Origin of the sequence: Acrocarpospora pleiomorpha, assembly GCF_009687885.1 — a bacterium.
GTDB lineage: Bacteria > Actinomycetota > Actinomycetes > Streptosporangiales > Streptosporangiaceae > Acrocarpospora > Acrocarpospora pleiomorpha.
Window position 1 is genome coordinate 28960 of the sequence record NZ_BLAF01000037.1, and the last position, 19946, is coordinate 48905.

General features: G+C 70.3%; 21 protein-coding genes. 13 read left to right on the forward strand and 8 right to left on the reverse strand.

What is annotated here, in order from left to right; genetic code table 11:
• Positions 1-6: 6 nt before the first annotated feature.
• Positions 7-2328 carry a hypothetical protein gene (locus Aple_RS29170; RefSeq protein ID WP_170321712.1) on the reverse strand — a complete coding sequence of 774 codons (2322 nt, stop codon included), beginning with the start codon at positions 2326-2328 and terminating at the stop codon, positions 7-9.
• Positions 2329-2419: 91 nt separating this feature from the next.
• Positions 2420-3724, reverse strand: coding sequence for an ATP-grasp domain-containing protein (locus tag Aple_RS29175; protein WP_170321713.1), 1305 nt, complete (start codon positions 3722-3724; stop codon positions 2420-2422).
• Between the two features lie 601 nt (positions 3725-4325).
• Here Aple_RS29175 and Aple_RS29180 point away from each other — a divergent pair.
• The 7 genes from Aple_RS29180 to Aple_RS29210 all read left to right on the forward strand — a co-directional run bounded on the left by Aple_RS29180 (position 4326) and on the right by Aple_RS29210 (position 9937).
• A complete protein-coding gene (locus tag Aple_RS29180) occupies positions 4326-4868 on the forward strand; it encodes a hypothetical protein (protein ID WP_155347914.1) in 543 nt (180 codons plus the stop codon).
• Positions 4865-5923 carry a 3-deoxy-7-phosphoheptulonate synthase gene (gene aroF, locus Aple_RS29185; RefSeq protein ID WP_155347915.1) on the forward strand — a complete coding sequence of 353 codons (1059 nt, stop codon included), beginning with the start codon at positions 4865-4867 and terminating at the stop codon, positions 5921-5923. The genes Aple_RS29180 and aroF overlap by 4 nt, the downstream gene beginning before the upstream one ends.
• Before the next feature lie 64 nt (positions 5924-5987).
• Positions 5988-7643: an MFS transporter gene (locus Aple_RS29190; RefSeq protein ID WP_155347916.1), complete on the forward strand. Its 1656-nt coding sequence runs from the start codon at positions 5988-5990 to the stop codon at positions 7641-7643.
• Positions 7644-7657: 14 nt separating this feature from the next.
• Entirely contained in the window at positions 7658-8236 is a 579-nt protein-coding gene (locus Aple_RS29195) for a chorismate--pyruvate lyase family protein (protein WP_155347917.1), read from the forward strand.
• Positions 8237-8283: 47 nt separating this feature from the next.
• A complete protein-coding gene (locus tag Aple_RS29200; protein ID WP_155347918.1) occupies positions 8284-8526 on the forward strand; it encodes a DUF5302 domain-containing protein in 243 nt (80 codons plus the stop codon).
• Positions 8526-9203, forward strand: coding sequence for an NUDIX domain-containing protein (locus Aple_RS29205; RefSeq protein WP_155347919.1), 678 nt, complete (start codon positions 8526-8528; stop codon positions 9201-9203). The genes Aple_RS29200 and Aple_RS29205 overlap by 1 nt, the downstream gene beginning before the upstream one ends.
• A 53-nt stretch (positions 9204-9256) precedes the next feature.
• Complete coding sequence (locus Aple_RS29210; RefSeq protein ID WP_246264860.1) at positions 9257-9937, forward strand: hypothetical protein; 681 nt, start codon at positions 9257-9259, stop codon at positions 9935-9937.
• Here Aple_RS29210 and Aple_RS29215 read toward each other — a convergent pair.
• From Aple_RS29215 to Aple_RS29225, 3 genes are all read right to left on the reverse strand, one after another.
• Entirely contained in the window at positions 9934-10629 is a 696-nt protein-coding gene (locus Aple_RS29215) for a hypothetical protein (RefSeq protein WP_155347920.1), read from the reverse strand. The two genes, Aple_RS29210 and Aple_RS29215, sit on opposite strands and share 4 nt — an antisense overlap.
• A gap of 79 nt (positions 10630-10708) precedes the next feature.
• Positions 10709-12451: an ABC transporter ATP-binding protein gene (locus Aple_RS29220; protein ID WP_155347921.1), complete on the reverse strand. Its 1743-nt coding sequence runs from the start codon at positions 12449-12451 to the stop codon at positions 10709-10711.
• Positions 12452-12515: 64 nt separating this feature from the next.
• A complete protein-coding gene (locus Aple_RS29225) occupies positions 12516-13007 on the reverse strand; it encodes a hypothetical protein (protein ID WP_155347922.1) in 492 nt (163 codons plus the stop codon).
• 181 nt (positions 13008-13188) lie between these two features.
• Between Aple_RS29225 and Aple_RS29230 the strand changes: the two genes are divergently transcribed.
• The 3 genes from Aple_RS29230 to Aple_RS29240 are packed head-to-tail and all read left to right on the forward strand — an operon-like array spanning position 13189 to position 14988.
• On the forward strand, positions 13189-13395 hold the full coding sequence (locus Aple_RS29230; RefSeq protein WP_155347923.1) for a hypothetical protein: 207 nt from the start codon (positions 13189-13191) through the stop codon (positions 13393-13395).
• A gap of 13 nt (positions 13396-13408) precedes the next feature.
• Positions 13409-13903 (forward strand): GNAT family N-acetyltransferase, encoded by a 495-nt coding sequence (locus tag Aple_RS29235; RefSeq protein WP_155347924.1) that lies wholly within the window; start codon positions 13409-13411, stop codon positions 13901-13903.
• Positions 13904-13950: 47 nt separating this feature from the next.
• Complete coding sequence (locus Aple_RS29240; protein WP_155347925.1) at positions 13951-14988, forward strand: zinc-dependent alcohol dehydrogenase family protein; 1038 nt, start codon at positions 13951-13953, stop codon at positions 14986-14988.
• Here the strand turns inward: Aple_RS29240 and glgA are convergent.
• Positions 14973-16139 carry a glycogen synthase gene (glgA, locus tag Aple_RS29245; protein ID WP_155347926.1) on the reverse strand — a complete coding sequence of 389 codons (1167 nt, stop codon included), beginning with the start codon at positions 16137-16139 and terminating at the stop codon, positions 14973-14975. The two genes, Aple_RS29240 and glgA, sit on opposite strands and share 16 nt — an antisense overlap.
• A 49-nt stretch (positions 16140-16188) precedes the next feature.
• Here glgA and glgC point away from each other — a divergent pair, with 49 nt between their 5' ends.
• Positions 16189-17415, forward strand: a complete 1227-nt coding sequence (glgC, locus tag Aple_RS29250; RefSeq protein WP_218038556.1) for a glucose-1-phosphate adenylyltransferase — start codon at positions 16189-16191, stop codon at positions 17413-17415.
• On the opposite strand, the gene Aple_RS29255 is transcribed toward glgC, so the two are convergent.
• A complete protein-coding gene (locus Aple_RS29255) occupies positions 17412-18011 on the reverse strand; it encodes an Rv1733c family protein (RefSeq protein ID WP_155347928.1) in 600 nt (199 codons plus the stop codon). The two genes, glgC and Aple_RS29255, sit on opposite strands and share 4 nt — an antisense overlap.
• A 159-nt stretch (positions 18012-18170) precedes the next feature.
• Between Aple_RS29255 and Aple_RS29260 the strand changes: the two genes are divergently transcribed.
• Positions 18171-18812: a hypothetical protein gene (locus Aple_RS29260; RefSeq protein WP_155347929.1), complete on the forward strand. Its 642-nt coding sequence runs from the start codon at positions 18171-18173 to the stop codon at positions 18810-18812.
• Between the two features lie 64 nt (positions 18813-18876).
• Positions 18877-19047 (forward strand): hypothetical protein, encoded by a 171-nt coding sequence (locus Aple_RS29265; protein WP_155347930.1) that lies wholly within the window; start codon positions 18877-18879, stop codon positions 19045-19047.
• An 89-nt stretch (positions 19048-19136) separates the two neighbouring features.
• Here Aple_RS29265 and Aple_RS29270 read toward each other — a convergent pair whose 3' ends face one another.
• Positions 19137-19922, reverse strand: coding sequence for a MerR family transcriptional regulator (locus Aple_RS29270; protein WP_155347931.1), 786 nt, complete (start codon positions 19920-19922; stop codon positions 19137-19139).
• Between the last annotated feature and the right edge of the window lie 24 nt (positions 19923-19946).

The window sequence follows — 19946 nt, forward strand, 5'->3', positions numbered from 1 at the left end:
CCGAGTTCATGGAGTGACGCAGCTCGCGACGGTGAGAGTGATCTTACCGTTGGCGGCGACGTCCTCGTTCTTGCCGGTCCACCTGATCGTGATGACGTCCATCACACTGGTCTCCACGCCCAGCTCGTTGTCGGACTCGAACAGGCAGGAGGAGGCCAGCAGGCCGTCGTCGGTCAGGCCGACCTCCAGCCGGACCTTCTTCCCGGCCGTGACGGTCCCCGACGCGGGGGCGATCTCCACCAGGTCCTGCTCGCTGTCGGCCTTCCACTTCGCCGTCCCGGCGTTCACCGAGAAGGTGACGATCCCGGCGCCGTCCTCGAGCTCGATCGCCTGCGGCTTGACCGACAGCACCGGCCGCACGGCCGGCGCCGGCTTCTTGACGCTCGGTTTCACGCTCGGCCGCACCACGGGCTTGCTGACCGGCTGGGTACGGCGCTGCGTCGGTGAGGCCTTCGGCTTCGCCGTGGGCTTCGCCGCTGCCGTGGGCGCCGCACTGCGCTTCTCCGGCGACGGCGACACGGGCGGCACCGGCTTGGTCAGCTGCGGCACGGCCACGGGCACCTTGGCCCCGGTGGTCTCGATCGCCAGACCCGACGGGGAGTAGTCCCGCGCCGACAGCCCGCGCCAGGCCAGCGAGACGATCAGCAGCGCCGCGGCGCCGAGCGCGACCACCCGGACCGGGCGGGGCCGCCGTTCCCTGCCCGCCCGTTCCCTGCCCGCCCGGTCCCTGCGCTGCTTGGCCCGCGCCCTGGTGCCCTGCCGGGACAGCTTGCCGCGCGTGGAGACGTTCTCGTCCCACACCTCGGCCGTGGAAGCCATGGAGGTTGCGGCTTCGGAGCGTTCCCGCACAGCGGCGGGGACCCTGGCGGTGATGCGCCGGTCCCAGATCTCCTCCACGGGCGCCAGGTCGTCGTCCAGGGGCCGCCGGGGGGCGGGGATCCCGTGCACGTTGGCGCGCGGGCGGCGGGTCCGCAGCGGCGTGGCGTCGTCCCACGCCCGGTCGGGCAGCCGGGGCGCGGGCCGGTTCTCCCAGACCCTGTCGTCCCACGGGCGCGGCGCCGCGCGGCCCTCCCGCGCCTCCTCCGGCAGGCGGGGGGCGGGAGGGCGACGCTCCTCCCAGGCGTCTTCCGTTGGGTGTGGGCCGGAAGGACCGGAGGGTCGGTGGCCGTCGTCGATATCGGCGTCAGTGTCGGCGTAGTAGTCCTCGTAGACGGGCGCGCCGAGGGGCATCGAGCGCGGCCGTCCCCGCGAGTCCCGGAACGTCGGCTCCGGCACATGGTGCCCGTTGACGCGCGGGACCGCGTTCAGGAGCGGCGTGTCGTCCCTCTCGGCCGAGGCCGCATAAGCGTCATAAGCGTCGCGAGCGGCATAGGGATCATGCGCGCCGTTGGAGTCGCGAGCGGCATACGCGTCACGGGCGCCGTTGGAGGCCTCACGAGCGGCATAAGCGTCACGAGCGGCATAGGAGTCACGCGCGCCATTGGCGGCCTCACGGGCGCCGTAGGCGTCGCGTGCCCGGTGGGCCGCCCTGGTCCGGTGGCCCAGCGCGTCCTGGCCGTCGCGGGCCTCGTAGGCGTCGTACGCGTCCGGCTGGAGCGGGTAGTCGTGCTGGCTCCACCGGATCTCCACGCTCTCCGGCCGGGCCGGCGCCGCGATCCTGGACCTGGCCAGGTCGTCGAGCTCGGCGATCGGCAGCCGGGCCAGCAGGGCCGGGACCGAGACGGTCAGGTTGGCCGCCCTGGCGCAGGTCGCGCAGGTCAGCACATGCGTCTTGAGCCGGCTGCGCAGCTCACGGCGCGGCGAGTCCAGCCAGTCCAGCGCGATCGGCTCCCCCACCCCGCACACCGACCGCCCGGTCTGGGCCAGCCGTACGCAGGTCACGAAGGACTCGACCAGGTCCTGGGCGCCCAGGGCGAGGCGAGCCGCCTCGTCCGTGGGCACCCCGAGCACCAGGCCCACCGCGGGCACCGAGAGCCCGTGCCGGTGGATGAGCTCCAGGACCTCCCGCTCGCGCCGCCCGAGCGCGCCCATGGCGTTGGCGGTCAGCTCGGTGTCGTCGCCGTGCGGGGTGGCGCCGATCGGGGGGAAGGGGGCGGTGGTGAAACCGCCGTAGTGAGGCTGGGCCATGCAGTGCACCCGGGCTATGGCGTACAGCCAGGAGCGGAGGTGCTCGTGGCCGGGGTAGAGGTCCTGGTGCACCACCGCCAGTGCGAAGGTGTTGCGCACCGCGTTGATGGTGGCGAGCTTGTCGCCGAGCCAGAGGGAACAGTAGTCGTAGAGGCTCCGCCCGTGGTCGGAGATGAGATCTTCAGCCGCGGGTAACCGCATGATGGGGGCCTTCGGCGGAGCGGCTTCCGACGGGTCCTGCGGTGCTCGGCTAACCATTCCCTTTACTCCCGGAAGAGGTTGAACGTGGTCGTTATCGGGAGCCCGATACCGACATGGCCGGCGGTGCGGAGCCGTCGGCGGCGACGACCGTGACCTTCAGCGCCCTGCGCAGCCGGTCCAGCCGTTCGTGACATTCCCTGCGATTGCGACCGGTGACGACGGCGAGCCCGATCCGCGCGGTGTGCCCGTCGGGGGACGGGTCCACGGCGCTGCCCGGCGCGACGTCCAGCACCAGCCGTTCCAGCCAGGCGGCCCGCCCGACCTGGTCGCTCAGCTGGGCGCCCAGCTCCAGCCGGGAGACCTTGCCCGGGGCGGGCGCGCTGAGGTAGGTGACGGCGGCCACCCGGTGGTGGCGCTGCGGCGCGACGGCGATCGGCGCGCCACAGGCGATCATGGTTTCGGCGGTGGCCAGGTCGGCCCCGGTGGCCAGGTAGACCAGCCGGGTGACCAGGTCGTGCAGCCCGGCGTTGACCGCCATCACGCACGGCCCGGCCGGGGTGAGCCGCATGCTCACCTGGCTGGCCCCGTCCTGCACGCCCAGCGCCCGCAGGCTCACGTTGGCGGCGTGCCGGATGGTCTGGTCGTCCAGCAGCGGGTCGGCGGCGTCCACCAGGTGGCCCAGGTCGGCCGCGCTGGGGGTGAAGTCCACCATGGTGCGGACGATGCTGACCAGCTGGGTGACCCCGCCGGAGGTCAGGCAGATCGCGACGATCTCCTGCCCGTCCAGGCGCTGCTCCACCAGCACGCCGCGCCTGCTGCCCAGGGAGGCCGAGGCCGAGGCCGCGCCCGCCGTGGCGGCGAAGCCGGTGATCAGCCGACCGTGGTCCTCGGCCAGCCGGGCCGGGAAGCCGGTGGTCTTGAGCCGGGGCTTGAGCACGACCGGGTAGCCGAGCGCCTGGGCCGCCTCCTCGGCCTCGCCGAGGTCGACCGCGAGCGCCGAGCGCGGCACCGCGCAGCCGGAAGCCTCGACCAGGGTACGGGTGACCGCCCGGTCCCGGCTGGCGGTGGCGGCGGTCCTGCCGTACCCGGGCAGCCGGAGCCGGTCGGCGACGGCCGCCGCGGCGGCGAAGTGCCGGTCCTCCCAGCAGATGACCCCGTTGACGGGTTCGGGGTGGGCGGCGACGGCGGCGGTCAGGGTGGCCGCGGTCATCCCCGGCACCCACTTGTGGCCCACCAGGTACGGCCGCTGCCACGCGGCGGGGGCGGACCTGTCGAAGGCCACCACCCGGATCCCGGCCTCGTGCAGCCGGCGGAAGAGGTGCTCGCGGCCGGTCCTGTCGGCCTGGCCGCCGCCGATCATCGCGACCAGCGGGCCGGCCTCCGGCACCGCGCGCACGGTCCTTCGGTGCGGCCATGGACGGCGCACCGGAGTCGGCACGGGCTCGGCGTCATCGGCGTCTGAATACGGAAAGGCAAGGTTCACAGCGGCCACCGTTCTACTCGGCGGGAATTGCATCGGGAATATGAAGTAACGTCTCTAGATAAGATTCGAGAAGCTCTCTAGATAAGTTGCTGATTTAGTTTTCCGACTGCCTGGCGCCCTTCCCACTCACCGTCGGGCGAACGTCTCCCCGGAGCACGCCAGGCAATCAATGCGATGGTCAGGCCCTTGACACGTGGTTGTCAAGGGCAGGATAAGAACATTTCTGATACCCCCTCAGCCCCTGACAGAATTGGTTTGTCAGTAAGCTGACAAGAGTCAAGTTCAGTGACCTCTCGCGTGCCATTTATGTGAACTTTCATCGAACCCCTAGCGTGATTCGAGTTCGCCTGTCTATGCTCCCGACTCAAAGAATTGAATCTTGTCAAGAACGTCGTCGAGAAGAAATACCAGGTCACGAACATTGATCCGTGAGGATCACAGGTGCCCCGCCCCGAGCACCGCAGAGAACCCCAGTTCCACGCGGGCCGCGCGCCCGCTGACCCGAAGGAGCGGCATGCGCCGCAACCCGTTTCCCGGCACCGGACCCGATCGTCCGCGGCCCTCGGCCTTCCCCAGCCATCTGGTGACCACGCCGCCGTACCCCACTCCCCCGCAGCCGGCCCCCTCTCCCGCCCCGGCTCTCGACCCGTACGCCGACGACCCGCCGGAGGCGGTCACCGGGCAGCGTCCCGTCCAGGGCCGGCACGCCCGCCCGATGCCGGTGGGGGTGCAGCCATGGCAAGGGTGGCTGCCCTCCGAGGAGGCCGACACCGACGTGCTCCCGGCCGTCGGCAGGTCCATCCCCGCGCCCCGCCGCCCGGTGCCGATGTCGGCCCCGGTGGCCGACGCCGACATCGCCTACGAGATGCACCTGCGGCTGCGCACGGCGGCGGCGGGTCTGGAGAACCGGTCCCGCGAGACGCTCTCGCCGGACATGGTGGCGGCCGTGCGCGAGCTCAGGCAGCAGACCATGCAGCTGATGTCCGCTCTGGAGGCGGCCATCGAGAACCAGGGCGGCGTCCTGTGGCCGGGACCGGCACGGCGGGCGCAGCGATGATCATCTCAATGAGCCCAGGGGCCACCACCGAGGACATCGCCTCCGTCGTCGACACCGTGACCGCCCGCGGCTGCGAGGCGTATGTCAGCCAGGGTGTCAGCCGTACCATCATCGCCCTGTCGGGGGCGGTCGAGCAGATCGGCTCGCTCGACCTGCGGGGGGTCGCCGAGGTGCGGCGGGTGTCCGCGCCGTACAAGCTGGTGAGCCGGGAGGGGCACGCCGAGCGGTCCACCGTCTGGGTCGGGCCGGTGCCGATCGGGCCGGGCACGGTGACGCTGATCGCCGGGCCGTGCGCGGTCGAGTCGCCGCAGCAGACGCTGGAGGCCGCCCAGATGGCCAGGGCCGCGGGGGCGGTGCTGCTGCGCGGGGGCGCGTTCAAGCCGCGCACCTCCCCCTACGCGTTCCAGGGGCTCGGCGAGGCGGGACTGAAGATCCTGGCCGAGGTGGGGGCGGAGACCGGCATGCCGGTGGTCACCGAGGTGGTGGACGCCCGCGACGTCGACCTGGTCGCCTCCTACGCCGACATGCTGCAGGTCGGGGCGCGCAACGCGCAGAACTTCACGCTGCTGCGCGCGGTGGGCCGGTCGGGCCGCCCGGTGCTGCTCAAGCGCGGCATGAGCGGGACGATCGAGGACTGGCTGCTGTCCGCCGAGTACATCGCCCAGCAGGGCAACCTGCGGGTGGTGCTGTGCGAGCGCGGGATCAGGACCTTCGAGACCGCCACCAGGAACACCCTGGACATCTCGGCGGTGCCGGTGGCGCAGCGGCTGTCCCACCTGCCGGTGCTGGTGGATCCGTCGCACTCGGGCGGCCACCGCGACCTGGTACTGCCGCTGTCGCGGGCGGCCATCGCGGTCGGCGCGGACGGGATCATCGTGGACGTGCACCCCCGCCCGTCGCAGGCGCTCTGCGACGGCGCGCAGGCGCTGGTCCACGACGACCTGCGCGAGCTGGCCGAGACGGTGACCGCCTTCGCCCCGCTGGTGAACCGCATTCCCGCGATCTCCCCGTTGACGCTGACCGGGCACGCCGCCCGGGTTCCGGTCGGCGCCTGAGACGACGGCACGCGGGCGCCTCTCCCCGGCGCCCGCTGCTCCGGCACTCGAACAGGAGAACCCGATGACCGCTCTCCCCGCTCAGCGCGGACGCACCGTGCTGACCCTTCTGGTGTGCATGGGCGCGGTGGCGCTGTCCATGGCCGACTCGATCGGAGCGACGTTCGCCGTCCCGAGCATGACCAAATCCGCCATCGGGATCGGCCTGGAACGCACCGACCTGCAGTGGGTGATCACCGCGTTCGCGGTGCCCTACGCGGCGCTGCTGCCGACCGCGGGGCGGATCGCCGACCTGGTCGGGCACCGGCGGCTGCTGGTGCTCGGGCTGGGCGCGTTCACCGCGGGCGCGGCCGTGGCGATCACGATGAATTCCTTCCCGCTGCTGCTGGCGGCGCGGGCGCTGCAGGGCGTGGGGACGGCGGCGATGGTGCCGTCGTCGCTGGCGCTGATGCTGGCCGGGTTCCCCGACGAGCGCAGGGCCGCGGCGATCGGCGCGTGGAGCGCGGCGCCGGGGCTGAGCGGCGCGCTGATGCACGCGGCGGGCGGCTTCCTCGGTGAGGGTCTGGGCTGGCGCGCCTACTTCATGCCGAGCGCGATCGTGGGAGCGCTGCTGCTCTGCGCCGCGCTGGCCCTGCCGCACACCCGCCGGCTGGCCGGGCGGCTGCCCGACCCGTTCGGCACGGCCCTGCTGTTCGGCTCGCTCTCGATGATCGTCTGGGCAATCGTGCAGAGCCCGACCTGGGGCTGGAGCACCCAGCTGGCGGCCGCCCTCGGCACCGGTCTGGTGCTGCTGGCGGTGGCCGTCTGGCGGTCCTCGCGGCACCCGGTCCCGGCCATCGAGCTGGCGGTGTGGCGGATCCCGATGTTCGCCCTGGCCGGGCTGCTCTCCATCATGTACGGCCTGATCGCCTTCCCGATGCTGGTGATGGCGCCGATGTACCTGCGGGACATGTGGCCCGACGATCCGGTCCTGCTGGGGGCGGGGCTGGCTCCGATCTCGCTGGGGGTGCTGGTCTCCGGCCTGATCTCCGGGCAGCTGACCAAGAAGCACGGGCCGCGGCCGGTGATCTACACCGGCGCGCTGCTGGTCACCACGGCCTGCGTCTGGCTGATCACCCAGGGCATGCAGGACGGACCGCCCCGGCTGCTGGAGGTCTGGCTGCCCGCCAGCGCGGTGTTCGGCCTGGGCCTGGGCGCGCTCAGCACCGCGATCTCGGCGGCGGCCGCGCTGTCCGGCGGTCCCGAGCGGTACGCGGCGGCGACCGGGGCCAGCCAGTCGGCCCGGCAGGTCGGAGCCGCGCTGGGGGTGGCCCTCACCGCCGTGCTGATGGACCACCCGATCGTGTCGGGGCCGATGCCCGGCTACAGCTCCGCCGTGCTGACCTGCCTGGCCATGGCGGCGCTCGCGGGCGTGCTCGGGCTGTTCCTGGCCCCGGCCAGAGTCAAGAAGACCCCACCGGCCGCCGCGGAGCCGGCCGAACCCGCGGCGACCGCCGGGCGGGTGGTCCCGGTGCTCGTCCGCCGCGAACCGCCGCCCCGGCGTCCCGCCCCCGAGCCGGCCCCAAGCCCGCCCAGCCCGCCTCAGGTCCCGGTCAAGTCGCTCATCGCGCTCTACGAGGCGGCCGGGCGGGTGGCCGAGGCGGCCGACACCGTGCTCTCGAAGCACGCCATGAACGAGCAGGCGCAACAGAAACCGCGCCACAACGCTCACACCAATTGAAGGGAATACCCGATATGAACATCGCGCCTGAAGCGCTGACACGCATGATCCTCGGTCACGACGGCTCGACCACCCGCATCCTGTCCGCCTTCCTGGGCGAGCCGCTGCGGGTCAGGATCGGCCGCCAGGAGCGGATCCAGGCCGGTCTCGCGCTGGCCGCCGAGGTCCGCGCCCACCTGCGGATCACCGCCGAGCAGACCGTCATCGTCCGCTACTCCGAGCTGGTCAGGGCCAGCGGCCACGCCGTCTCGGTCAACCGGGTGGTCATGATGCCGGACCGGCACCCGGTCATCGAGCGCATCTTCGACGGCGGCGACGTGCCGATCGGGCGCCTGCTCGACGAGCACGTGCCCGGCCACCACCGGATCCTCCTGCGCACCGGCACCCGCTGGTTCAACGGGTGGGCGACGGACAGCCGTACCAGCGCGAGCCGCAGTTACGTGATCATGCTCGGGGACACACCGCTGCTCTACGTCGAGGAGATCTTCAGCCCTCGGGTCGTGCCGCCGGTCGCCGACGCCGATCCCCGCTCGGCCAGGGAGCCGGCGCTGCCGCTGCACCTGATCCCGCAGTGGCGGGAACCGGTCACCTGAAATCTCGCTTGTAACGGCGCGGTAGGGTGGGTGATCAGGAGGTTCCGATGTCTGAGACCACGGCAGAACCCACCCCGGAACCCGCAGAGGACACAGCCGATATCGCTGTGTCCGAGGGGGACGAGGGGGAGGACGAGCTGAAGCGCAAGTTCCGGGAGGCGCTGGAGCGCAAGCGCCAGACGCAGGCCGACCGGAACGCCAAGGGCGGCGGCAAGGGGTCCTCGAAGATCCACGGCACCCACGGCGTGGTGGGCGGAAAGCGGTCCTTCCGCCGCAAGAGCGGCGGCTGATGACCACCGAGATCACCGGGGTTCCGGGGATCGACGTTCCGGACGGTCGCGGCCGGACCGGCCTCGACCAGGCCGGCCGCGATCTGACGGGCAATCCGCGGGTGCTGGTCCGCGACGTGAAGCTGCTCTCCTGCAGTTGGTACGTGTTGCTCAAGACGACCTTCGACTACCAGCACGCCGACGGCCACTGGTCGGTCGAGCACCGGGAGACCTACGACCGGGGCAACGGCGCCACCATGCTGCTCTACGACGCCGAGCGCCGCACGGTCCTGCTCACCCGCCAGTTCCGTTACCCGGTGTATGTGAACGGCCACCCGGACGGCATGCTGCTGGAGACCCCGGGCGGGTTGCTCGACACCGACGACGCGGAGACCGCGGTCCGCCGCGAGGTCGAGGAGGAGACCGGGTATATCATTGGAGACGTCGAACATGTATTCGATGTGTTCATGAGTCCGGGTTCTGTGACCGAATGTGTGCACTTCTACGCGGCGCCGTACCGGGCGGATTCGCGGCTGGCGGCCGGGGGCGGGGTGGCCGAGGAGGGCGAGGACATCGAGGTTGTCGAGCTGCCCTTCGCCGAGGCGCTGGCGATGATCAGGCGTGGTGAGATCGCCGACGCTAAGACGATCATGCTGCTGCAGTGGGCGGCGCTGGAGGGACCCTTCCGCTCCGCTTGATCGAGGCGCACACTGGAAAGTGACATCACGGACGAAATCGCATGGGAAGTCACATGGGAAATCGCACCGAACGACTCGCATCAGGCCAACCACCGGCGGCGGTTCCGCTGCTGGGCAAGGGAAAGCACCGCAATCCGCGTAAGGGTGCGTGCTTCATGGAGTTCGCGTCCTACCTGGCCGGAGAGAAGTGGAGCGACCACCCCTCCTGTACGCATCCGCTGCTGGCCGGTCTGGCCCGGCTGGTCAACGACCACACCACCGATGAGAACCGGCAATTGCTCGTGCCGCTGATCCCGTCGGTGATCGGGCTCACCGGCGACGACCCGCGGATCGAGGTGGCGATCGCGCTGCGCTGCGCGACGACCGCGTTGCCCGTGGTGGCCGCCGAGCGGCAGCTGGCGCTCGCGGTGTCCGTACTCGCGGCCGAGCATGTGCTCGGTGAGCTGGAGGACCGTCCGCCCGGCCTGGAACCGGCCAGCCGCAAGGCGCTCGACCAGGTTCCCGAAGCGGCGCGCTGGGCCCGCGGCTTCCGCGGCGGCGTGCACATCTCGCGCCGGGGTTTCCGCAGGTACGCGGCCCCGAACACGGTCCAGCTCGCGGTCCGGGGCATCGCCCAGGCGTGCGTCCAGGATCCGGATCGGCTGCTCAGGGAGCTGCTGACCGGGGCGATCCAGGACTGCGCGGCGGCGGTCAGGACCGAGACGGCGATCCGGGAGGTCACACCCGTTAGCTAGAGGACGGCGCAGCCGATCCGGATCGGCACCCGTGCCGACCAGCGGCCGGAGACCAGGTCATGCGCCTGCGCGTACGCGTTGGCGGGCTTTCCGGGGCCTGAGCAGTCGAACAGGCCGGTCTTGCGGCCGAAGCTGCCCCCGGCGAAACCGGGGTGGGCTGACGCGCCGAGCGTGACGCTGTACGCGACGCGGTTGTTGGCCGAGTAGCGCACGAACAGCCGCACCTGGCCGTAGTTGTAGTGGCTGCCGTTGATCTTCAGTTTGGGGATGTCGTCGGTCGAGGTGGTCGTGCCGGGCTTGGGCTTGATCGTGTACTTCGAGATCCACAGTTTGGCGGCCACCTTGCGGCCCGGGCTGGCGGCGTTGTCGGCCGCGGCCTGGCTGCGCACCCGGGGGTGTACGCAGACGTCGTCGCCGTCGAAAGCGTCGCGCCAGACGTAGCCGGTCAGGCAGGTGTGGGCGCCGTACGCGCCGGAGGTCCAGCGGGTGTGCTTCACGCTGTTGTCCAGCGCGGTCTGGTCGCGGTTGCCGGGGGTGACGCAGACCAGGTCGGAGGGCTTGGCGCCCCGCCAGACGTACCCCTGACGGCAAGTGTCGGGCCCGTAGTCCGCGGCGGCGGCGGAGGTGGCGGGCAGGGCGACGCCGATTCCGGCGATCGCGACGGCGGCCAGGCCGAGGAGGGTTCGGTTCATGGGGGGCTCCAGACGGGCGGATCTGCTGCTCCCCTGTTATGGACCCGGCCGCCTGCATATTTCTTGACTGGCACTTGATTCAGGCGGTCTGGAGCCCTGTATAGACGCCGCCGGAGCGCAGGAGCTCCTCGTGGGAGCCCATTTCGGCGATCCTGCCGCCGTCCAGGACCACGATCCGGTCGGCGGTGCGGATCGTGGAGAGCCGGTGGGCCACGACCAGCACGGTCCGGCCCGCGACCAGCCGGGCCAGCGCCTGCTGGATGAGCGCCTCCGAGCGGGTGTCGAGCGCGGAGGTGGCCTCGTCCAGGATCAGCACCCGGGGATCGCGGATCAGCGCGCGGGCGATGGCCAGCCGCTGCTTCTGGCCGCCGGACAGGCGCGCGCCGCGCTCCCCCACGAGCGTGTCGAGGCCGCCGGGCAGGCGGTCCACGAACTCGGTGGCGTTGGCGTCCCGCAACGCCTGGCGCACGACCTCGTCGGGGACCTCGGGCATGCCGTAGGTGACGTTCTCCCGGATGCTGCCCTCGAACAGGATCGACTCCTGCGGCACGACCGAGACGAACCTGCGGTAGCTGCGCAGATCGAGGGCCTCCATGTCGCGGCCGTCCAGCAGGATCCGGCCGCCGGTGGGCCGCAGGAAGCCGATGACCAGGTTGAGCACGGTCGACTTGCCCGCCCCCGACGCGCCGACCAGGGCGAGCGTCTCCCCGGGCACGACGCTCAGGTCGAGGCCGTCCACGGCGACGCGCCCGGTCTCGTACGCGAAGGAGACGTTCTCGAAGTCGAGCCGCCCCGACACGGACGCCACCTCGGCCTTGCCGGCGTTCTGCTCCAGGTCGGGTTCCTGCAGGACCTCGCCGATGGACCGGACCGACTCCAGGCCCTTCGCGATGATCGGGGACAGGCTCATGAGCGTGGTCACCGAGGCGGTCAGCGTGGTGAAGAAGGTGCTCAGCATGACCACGTCGCCGGGGGTCAGCGCGAACACCTCGTAGTAGGAGATCAGCGCGGCCCCGGCCAGGCAGGCCACGCCGAGCACGTTCAGCAGGATCCAGGCCAGCGCGCCGAACCTGCCGTTGACCAGGTCCAGCTTGAGGCCGGTGCGGAGCACCTTGGTCAGGGTGCCGTCGACCCGGTGCAGCGCGTCCTTCTCCAGGCCGTGCGCGCGGGTGATCGGGATGAGGTGCGTCATCTCGGTCACCCGCGAGGACAGCAGCTCCACCTCCTGGCGGAAGCTCTCGTTGTTGGAGCGCAGCCGGTCGCGCATCTTCATCACCAGCACGGCCGCGGCGGGCACGACCACCAGGAACACCGGCAGCGCGGCCGGCACCCGGACGGCGATCACGGTGATCCCGCCCGCCATCGTGACCAGCGCGGCCAGGCCCATGTCGCCGGCCTGCTGGGTCATCTGCTCGACGCCTTCCACGTCCCGGATCACCTTGGTCTGGAGCACGGCCGCGCTGACCCGGGAGTGGTAGCCGATGGACAGTTCCTGCATCCTGCGGCACAGGGCCGACCGCAGTCCGGTGCCGACCCGGCGGATGGCGCCGGACAGGGCGCGCACGTAGAGCAGGTGGAATGGGTAGTTGAGGATCAGCAGCAGGCAGAGCACCCCGGCGTTGACCCAGAGTTCGCCGACCGGGCGATGCTCTACCAGCACGTTGATGATGTTGGCCGTGACCAGCGGGAGCAGCCAGGTGGGGCTGTGCTTCACGATGAACGCGAGCACCGCGACCAGCAGGCGCCCCCGGTGGTCGCGGTAGAGATAGGCGAGGGTACGGACCGGATGTTCGCCCCGATACCGGTGTTCGAGCTCGCCCACGTATGCCCCCGGGGAAAAGACCTACAAACTACGTAGATCTTTCCTTATGTACGTTTCGAGCGGATTACTGGGTGCTGTACAGGACCTTCCAGGCCTGCTCGTACAGGCAGTTGATCGACGGCTTGCTGTGCTTGGCCTCGCTGCAGACCTTGAGCTCAACCAGGTAGACGCGCTTGTCGGTGAAGGTGAAGTTCTTGGCCGACTTGTACGTGCAGTCGCGGATCGTCCGGTGCTTGAACGGGAGCGAGCCGTCGGCCTTCATGTAGGTGATGCGGAACACCGCGTAACCGCAGGTGCTGCCCTTGGTCAGGTCGTATGCCTTGCCGGTGACCTTCACGGTCGCCAGCGGGGGGATGCTCTCTTTGTTCAGGTTGGTGGCGAGCAGGGTGCCCTTGGCATATGCCCTCTTGCCCGGCGAGTAGCGGTCCCAGCTCTTGCGGGCCTTGTATACGGAGGCTTCGCCTGTCTTGGAGGCGACGGGGGCGGGCGCGGCTAGGGCTGGAGCGGCGGGTAATAGGAGGATCGCGGCTGCGATCAGACCGGCGAGTGCGCGCATGGCACGTTCCTTTCACGCTATTGCGCCTAGAATCCAGCACCCTGAGGGCTTTGCGCCAGGTCTCCCTCGGAAATACGTTTCTTCCGGCGTACCATCCGGCCATGGACGTCGTTCACCCCCAGCGAGTGGCGTGGGACACGGCCCGGGTCTTCGTGGCCGCGACCACCGCGGACGCGTACTGGTGGTCAGCGAGATGGTGGGGAACTACCTGGGCGTGATGTACCAGCTGAAGCTGGCGGAGACCCGGCTGCGGCTGCTGAGCGAGGACGCGGCGCTCGCGGAGTCGGGCATGTGGCGGGTGCGGCTGCAGGACCTCATGACCGAGCGGCCGGAACTCGCGCGTGTGCTCATCGACCTCACCCGGGAGACCGCGGCGCGGATGCCGTGACTACCGTGGACACATGATCAGAACGTTGCGGGCAGAGGATCTGCCCGCGGTCACCGCGATCTACGCGCATTACGTGACCGAGAGCGTCGCCACGTTCGACGAGGTCCCGCCGAGTCAGGAGGCCTGGCGGGAGAAGGCCGAGGACATCGAGATTCGTGGGCTGCCGTTCCTTGTCGCCGAGGTGGACGGGGTGGTGGCGGGGTACGCGTACGCGGCGGCGTACCGGCCTAAACCGGCTTACCGGCACACGGTGGAGGACACGATCTATCTGGCTCCGGGGCGTACGGGGCAGGGGATCGGGCGGGCGCTGCTCAAGGAGTTGCTGGGGCTGGCGGCTCAGGCGGGGGCGCGGCAGATGATCGCCGTGATCGCCGACAGCGGGCCCGAGTCGGCGGCGACGCTGGCGTTGCACGCGTCGGAGGGGTTCACGGAGGCCGGGCGGTTGCGGCATGTGGGGTTCAAGCAGGGGCGCTGGCTGGACACGGTGTTACTGCAGCGCGCGCTCTGACGCGGGGTCGCGCGATCTTACGGCGCCGCCCGGTTTACGCTGGGCGGATGCGCGCGATGGTCTATGACGGTTTCGGGGTTTCGCCGGAAATTCGGGAAGTGGTGGAGCCCGGGCCGCCGGCCGGGGGTGTGGTGATCCGGGTGGAGGCGACCGGGTTGTGCCGGAGCGACTGGCACGGCTGGCAGGGCCACGACGCCGATATCCAGAAATTTCCGCATGTTCCGGGACATGAGTTCTCGGGGGTCGTCGCGGAGGTCGGGGCCGGGGTGCGGCACTGGGCGGCCGGTGACCGGGTCATGGCGCCGTTCGTCTGCGCGTGCGGGTCGTGCGCGGACTGCGCGAGAGGCGACCAGCAGGTCTGCGCGCACCAGACCCAGCCGGGGTTCACGCACTGGGGCTCCTTCGCCGGATATGTGGTGATAAATCACGCCGATGTGAACCTCATCCGGCTGCCTGAGGACATGTCCTTCGCCACGGCGGCCAGCCTCGGCTGCCGCTTCGCCACCGCGTTCCGCGCGGTCACCGCCCGCGCGTCGGTACGGCCCGGCGAGTGGGTCGCCGTCTACGGCTGCGGCGGCGTCGGCCTGTCCGCGGTCATGATCGCGGCCGCTGCCGGGGCTCAGGTGATCGCGATCGACACCTCGCCGGACGCCCTCGCGCTGGCCCGGCGTTTCGGCGCGGCCGAGGGCCTGCTCGCCGGAGCCGATGATCTGACCGGCCGCATCGTGGAGCTGACCGCCGGTGGGGCGCACGTGTCGATGGACGCGCTGGGCGACCCCGGCACCTGCGAGCGGGCCATCCAGAGTCTGCGGCGGCGCGGGCGGCACGTCCAGATCGGGCTGCTTCCCCAGGGGGCCGAGCTGCCGATGGGGCGGGTCATCGCGTACGAGCTGGACCTGCTGGGCAGCCACGGCATGCCCGCGCACGCGTACCCGCCGATGCTGGAGCTGATCGCGGCGGGCCGGCTCACGCCGGAGGCGCTGATCACCAGGACGATCTCCCTGGACGAGGCCGTCCCCGCCCTCGTCAGCGGTTCCACGCCCGGGGTCACGATGATCGACCCCTGGCGTCACAGCGACATGTAGAGCTCCCGGGTGCGTTCGGCGATGCGCAGCCAGGAGAAGTGCTCGACCGCGCGACGGCGGCCCTGCCGGCCCATGTCGTCGGCCAGGCCCGGATCCGACAGCAGCGCGTTGACCCGGGACGCGATCGCGACCGCGAAGGCCTCCCGGTCGTACGGCTCGCCGTCGAGGCCCTGCTCGATCGGGACCAGCAGGCCCGTCTCCTGGTCGGCGACGACCTCGGGGATGCCGCCGGTGGCGGTGGCCACGACCGCCGTCTCGCAGGCCATCGCCTCCAGGTTGACGATGCCCATCGGCTCGTAGACCGACGGGCAGATGAAGACCGTGGCGTGGGTGAGGATCTCGATGACCTCGGGGCGGGGCAGCATCTCGGAGATCCAGATGACGCCGTTGCGTACGGCGGAGAGCTCCTCGACCAGCGCGGTCACCTCGGCGGCGATCTCCGGGGTGTCGGGGGCGCCCGCGCAGAGCACGAGCTGGGCGGCGGGGTCGAAGGAGTGCGCCGCGCGGAGCAGGTGGGCCAGGCCCTTCTGGCGGGTGATCCGGCCCACGAACACGACGTACGGCCGGGCGGGGTCGATGCCGTGGCGGGTGAGGGCGGCGGCTCCGGGGGCGGGGGCGTACTCGCCGGTGTCGATCCCGTTGTGAATCACCGTCACCCTTTTGGGCGAAATTTCGGGATATGCGGTGAGGACGTCGGCGCGCATGCCCTCCGAGACCGCGATGATCGCGTCGGCGGAGGCCAGGGCGGTGCGTTCGGCCCAGGAGGAGAGGGTGTAGCCGCCGCCGAGCTGCTCGGCCTTCCAGGGGCGGAGGGGTTCCAGGCTGTGGGTGGTGACGACGTGCGGCAGGCCGTACAACATCTTGGCGACATGGCCGGCGAAATTGGCATACCAGGTGTGGCTGTGCACGAGGTCGGCGCCCAGGCAGCCCGCCGCCATCTCCAGGTCCACGCCCAGCACCTGCAGGGCCGGATTGGCCGACTCCAGGCCGCCCGGGATCCGGTAGGCGGTGGCGTCCTCGCGCGGCCCGCCGAAGCAGCGGACCCGCACGTCCAGCAGGCGGCGCAGCTCGCGCGCCAGATACTCGACGTGGACTCCGGCGCCCCCGTAAACCTCGGGCGGGTACTCGCGGCTGAGCAGATCGACACGCATATGCTCACCCTAGTGTTTGCGACCCTTTTGACGGGTTAAGGTCATGGCCATGAGGGTGCTCGCAGTCGTGCTCGCCGGTGGCGAAGGCAAACGTTTGATGCCGCTCACCGCCGACCGGGCCAAGCCGGCCGTGCCGTTCGGGGGGATCTACCGCCTCGTCGACTTCGTCCTGTCCAACCTGGCCAACGGGCACTATCTGAAGATCGTCGTACTGACCCAGTACAAGAACCACAGCCTGGACCGGCACATCTCGCGGACCTGGCGGCTGTCGGCGATGCTCGGCAACTACGTCACCCCGGTGCCCGCCCAGCAACGGCTCGGCCCGCGCTGGTTCGCCGGCTCGGCCGACGCGCTGTTCCAGAACCTGAACCTGATCTACGACGAGCTGCCCGACCACGTGATCGTGTTCGGCGCCGACCACATCTACCGGATGGACCCCCGGCAGATGGTCGACCAGCACATCGACTCCGGCGCCGACGTCACCGTCGCCGCGATCCGGCAGCCGCTGGCCCTGGCCGACCAGTTCGGCGTGATCGAGACCGACCCCGCCGGCCGCCGCGTGGTCGCCTTCCGCGAGAAGCCCACCGACGCGGTCGGCCTGCCCGACGCGCCCGACCAGGTGTACGCGTCGATGGGCAACTACGTCTTCAAGACCCAGTCCATGATCGAGGCGCTCCGCGAGGACGCCATGGACCCCGCCAGCAAGCACGACCTCGGCGGCAACATCATCCCCATGATGGTCAAGGCGGGCGGCGCCGAGGTCTACGACTTCGCCCACAACGTGGTCCCCGGCTCCACCGAACGCGACCGCGGCTACTGGCGCGACGTCGGCACCCTGGACGCCTACTACGACGCCCACATGGACCTGATCTCCGCCCACCCCGTCTTCAACCTCTACAACGACCGCTGGCCCATCTACACCGGCCACGACCCCCTGCCGCCCGCCAAGTTCGTCCACAACGACGGCGACCGCGTCGGCCACGCCATCGACTCCCTCGTCTCCGCCGGCGTCATCGTCTCCGGCGGCACGGCCCTGCGCTCGATCCTCTCCCCCGGCGTCATCCTGCACTCCCACTCCCAGGTCGAGGACTCGGTCCTGATGGGCTGCGTCAAGGTCGGCCGCGGCGCGATCGTCCGCCGCGCCATCATCGACAAGAACGTCATCATCCCCGACGGCGCCCGCATCGGCTTCGACCTGGAAGAGGACCGCAAACGCTTCGCCGTCACCCGCGGCGGCATCGTCGTCATCGGCAAAAACGAAATCCTCGACCGCTAGCCGTTGATGCGCCAGGTCGGTTCGATGACGGTCCACTCGGCGGCCCAGGCCTGGCGGGCGCGGCGGGCGGTCAGCATCCGGGTGGTCAGGAGGAGGAGGCTGATCAGGGCCAGGGCGAAGAGGGGGATGCCGACGCCGACGGTCATGCCGGAGATCAAGGTGGTCTCGCGGTCTCGGGGGCGGGGGACGATCTGGCCGCGGTTGTCGATCCAGACGTGGACGGTCTGGCCTTTCTGCCACATGGCGGGCGCGTCGATCAGGCCTTGGTGCGGGACGCCGTTCAGGGACTTCCAGGTGGCCATGGCGGGGCCCGCGGCGGGGGCGGAGAGGGAGATCTTGGGGCCCGCCGTCTCCAGGAGGGTGGCGTCGACCCGGTGCCGGGTCCGCTGCTGTTCCACTTCCAGGACGAGGCCGTGCCGATAGGTCCGTACGCCGAGGAGCACGCCGACCACGACCGAGGCCAGCACGCCGATCACGGACATCAGCCGGATCGCCGCCTCCACCCGGTCGCTGCGCCGGCGCAGCGGGTTACGGTCGAGCCCCAGCCATCGGATGAACCGGGTAACGGGACCGCGCGAAACAGGATTCTGGACCATCTCACACCTCATCTGGTGAGTACCACCCAGAATCCGGTTTATGCCTGTTTAGAGCGTCAAAGGAAGGTGCGCTGGAAATCTAGTGACTCGCCAGCCCCGCTGTTTACCTGATCTGGTTGCCCGTGCCCCGCCGACCGCGTGGTGGGCTACGCTCGCGGGGTGTCGCGCGTACTCGTCTCCGCCGTCCTGGTCGCCGCCGCGCTGCTCCTCGCGGGATGCGGCAGTGACGCGCCACCGGTGAGCCGGCCGTCGTCGCTGCCGATTCCCGATGGTTTCACCCGGGTCGGCGGGCTTTCCAACGGCCTGGTGATGGCGATCCCGTCGAGCTGGCGTTCGGTGGACCTGTCCAAGACCGACTTCGAGAAGGAACTGGAGGCCAGCGGCCTGACCGGCGCCACCCTGGAACAGGCCAAGACCAGCCTCCGCTCCCTCCAGAAGAGCAAGGCGCTGTACGCGATGGACCCCGCCTCCCAGCAGGAGTCCCCCGACGGCTTCGTCACCAACCTCAACGGCTTCTGCCAGCCCAGCGTGGGCGCCTCCGCCGACGCCCTGATCGAGATCGCCAAACAGCAACTCACCTCGGTCAACGCCAAGGTCTCCGAAGCCGCCTCCGTCCCCCTGGGCCAAGGCACCGCCGTCCGAATCCGCTACACGCTCCCCCTGGGCAAGGCCCTCATCAACGGCACCCAGTACTACGTCCCCTCCGACAAGGGCCGCACCTGCGTGGTCACCCTCAGCACCGACCTGACCGGCAAAAACGCCCTGTTCGACCAGATCGGCGGCACGATCCGCCCGGTATAGGTTTCTCCACCAGGAGATTTCTCCCCCGCCGCACCTAGTGCGACAGGCCTGCTACAAAAGCAGGGTGTCCCTCCCTTCCGCCAAGTCCCAGATCGAGCAACTCGGCAAGCGGCTGGTGCAATCCGACGTGCCAACCGAAGAGGATCTTTCGTCCCTTGGCACGCTCAACCTGCTTGTCATTTACGACCGGTCCGCAGGTCGCCTGCTGCGCGAAGAATTTCCTCAGTCTGAATGAGCTCGCGGCACGGATCGCATAGACAGGTCAGACAGTCGTAGAGCGCGGTGGCGAGGGCGTCCAGGTCCGTGTGTACCGAACCAGCGGTGTCAGCGGGCCTGTCGCACGCGTTCGATGTACTCCATGATCTTCGGCAGGTCATCGAGGGCCAACCACGGGACCTGATTGCTGATGCCCGCGCTGATCTCGGTCTTGTGATCGCGCCACAACGCCCCTGCGGCGGCCGAGATCTGCTCGTTCGCCTGCTGGTCGGCGCTCGCGTACGGGATGCCGATTGCCTCCCAGCGAGCGGTCAGCTCCCGCACGCGGGGGTCGTCCACCGGTGTGCCGTCCTCCAGGTGCTGTTTGAACGCTCGTACGAGTTCCAGCCACTCCATCTTTGTGGCCTCCACGGCCTCCGCGCCCAGGTCCGTCCTGCGCTGGGCCAGCAGTTCGCGCTGCTCTTCCGTGAAGTACGTCTCGTACACCGAAATCATCTCCAAGGTCGTCATGAATTGATCGGGGTCTGGCATGACAGCGGCGTCGAGTTGCGCGATCAGCCCACGCAGCTGGTCACTCAACCGGGCTGCGCGCATGGCCTGCGCCTCGAACTCGGCCAGTTGCGCGACGAGCAGGTCGCGCAGCGTGCCCAAGTCGTCCGACGAACGCGTGAGCGCCGTGGCGATCTCCTCCAGCGAGAGGCCAAACCGCCGCAGGGCCCGTACGCGATAGAGCCGGCGCACGTCGGACGCCGTGTAGCGGCGGTGCCCAGAAGCGGTCCGCTCCGCCGGGCGGACGAGGCCGATCTCGTCGTAGTGATAAAGCGTCCGGACAGTGATCCCAGTCCTGCGGGACACATCACCGATGCTCCAGCGCAGCTCGTCGTCGTTGTGCATGCCCAGAACGTAGAACCTCCCGCC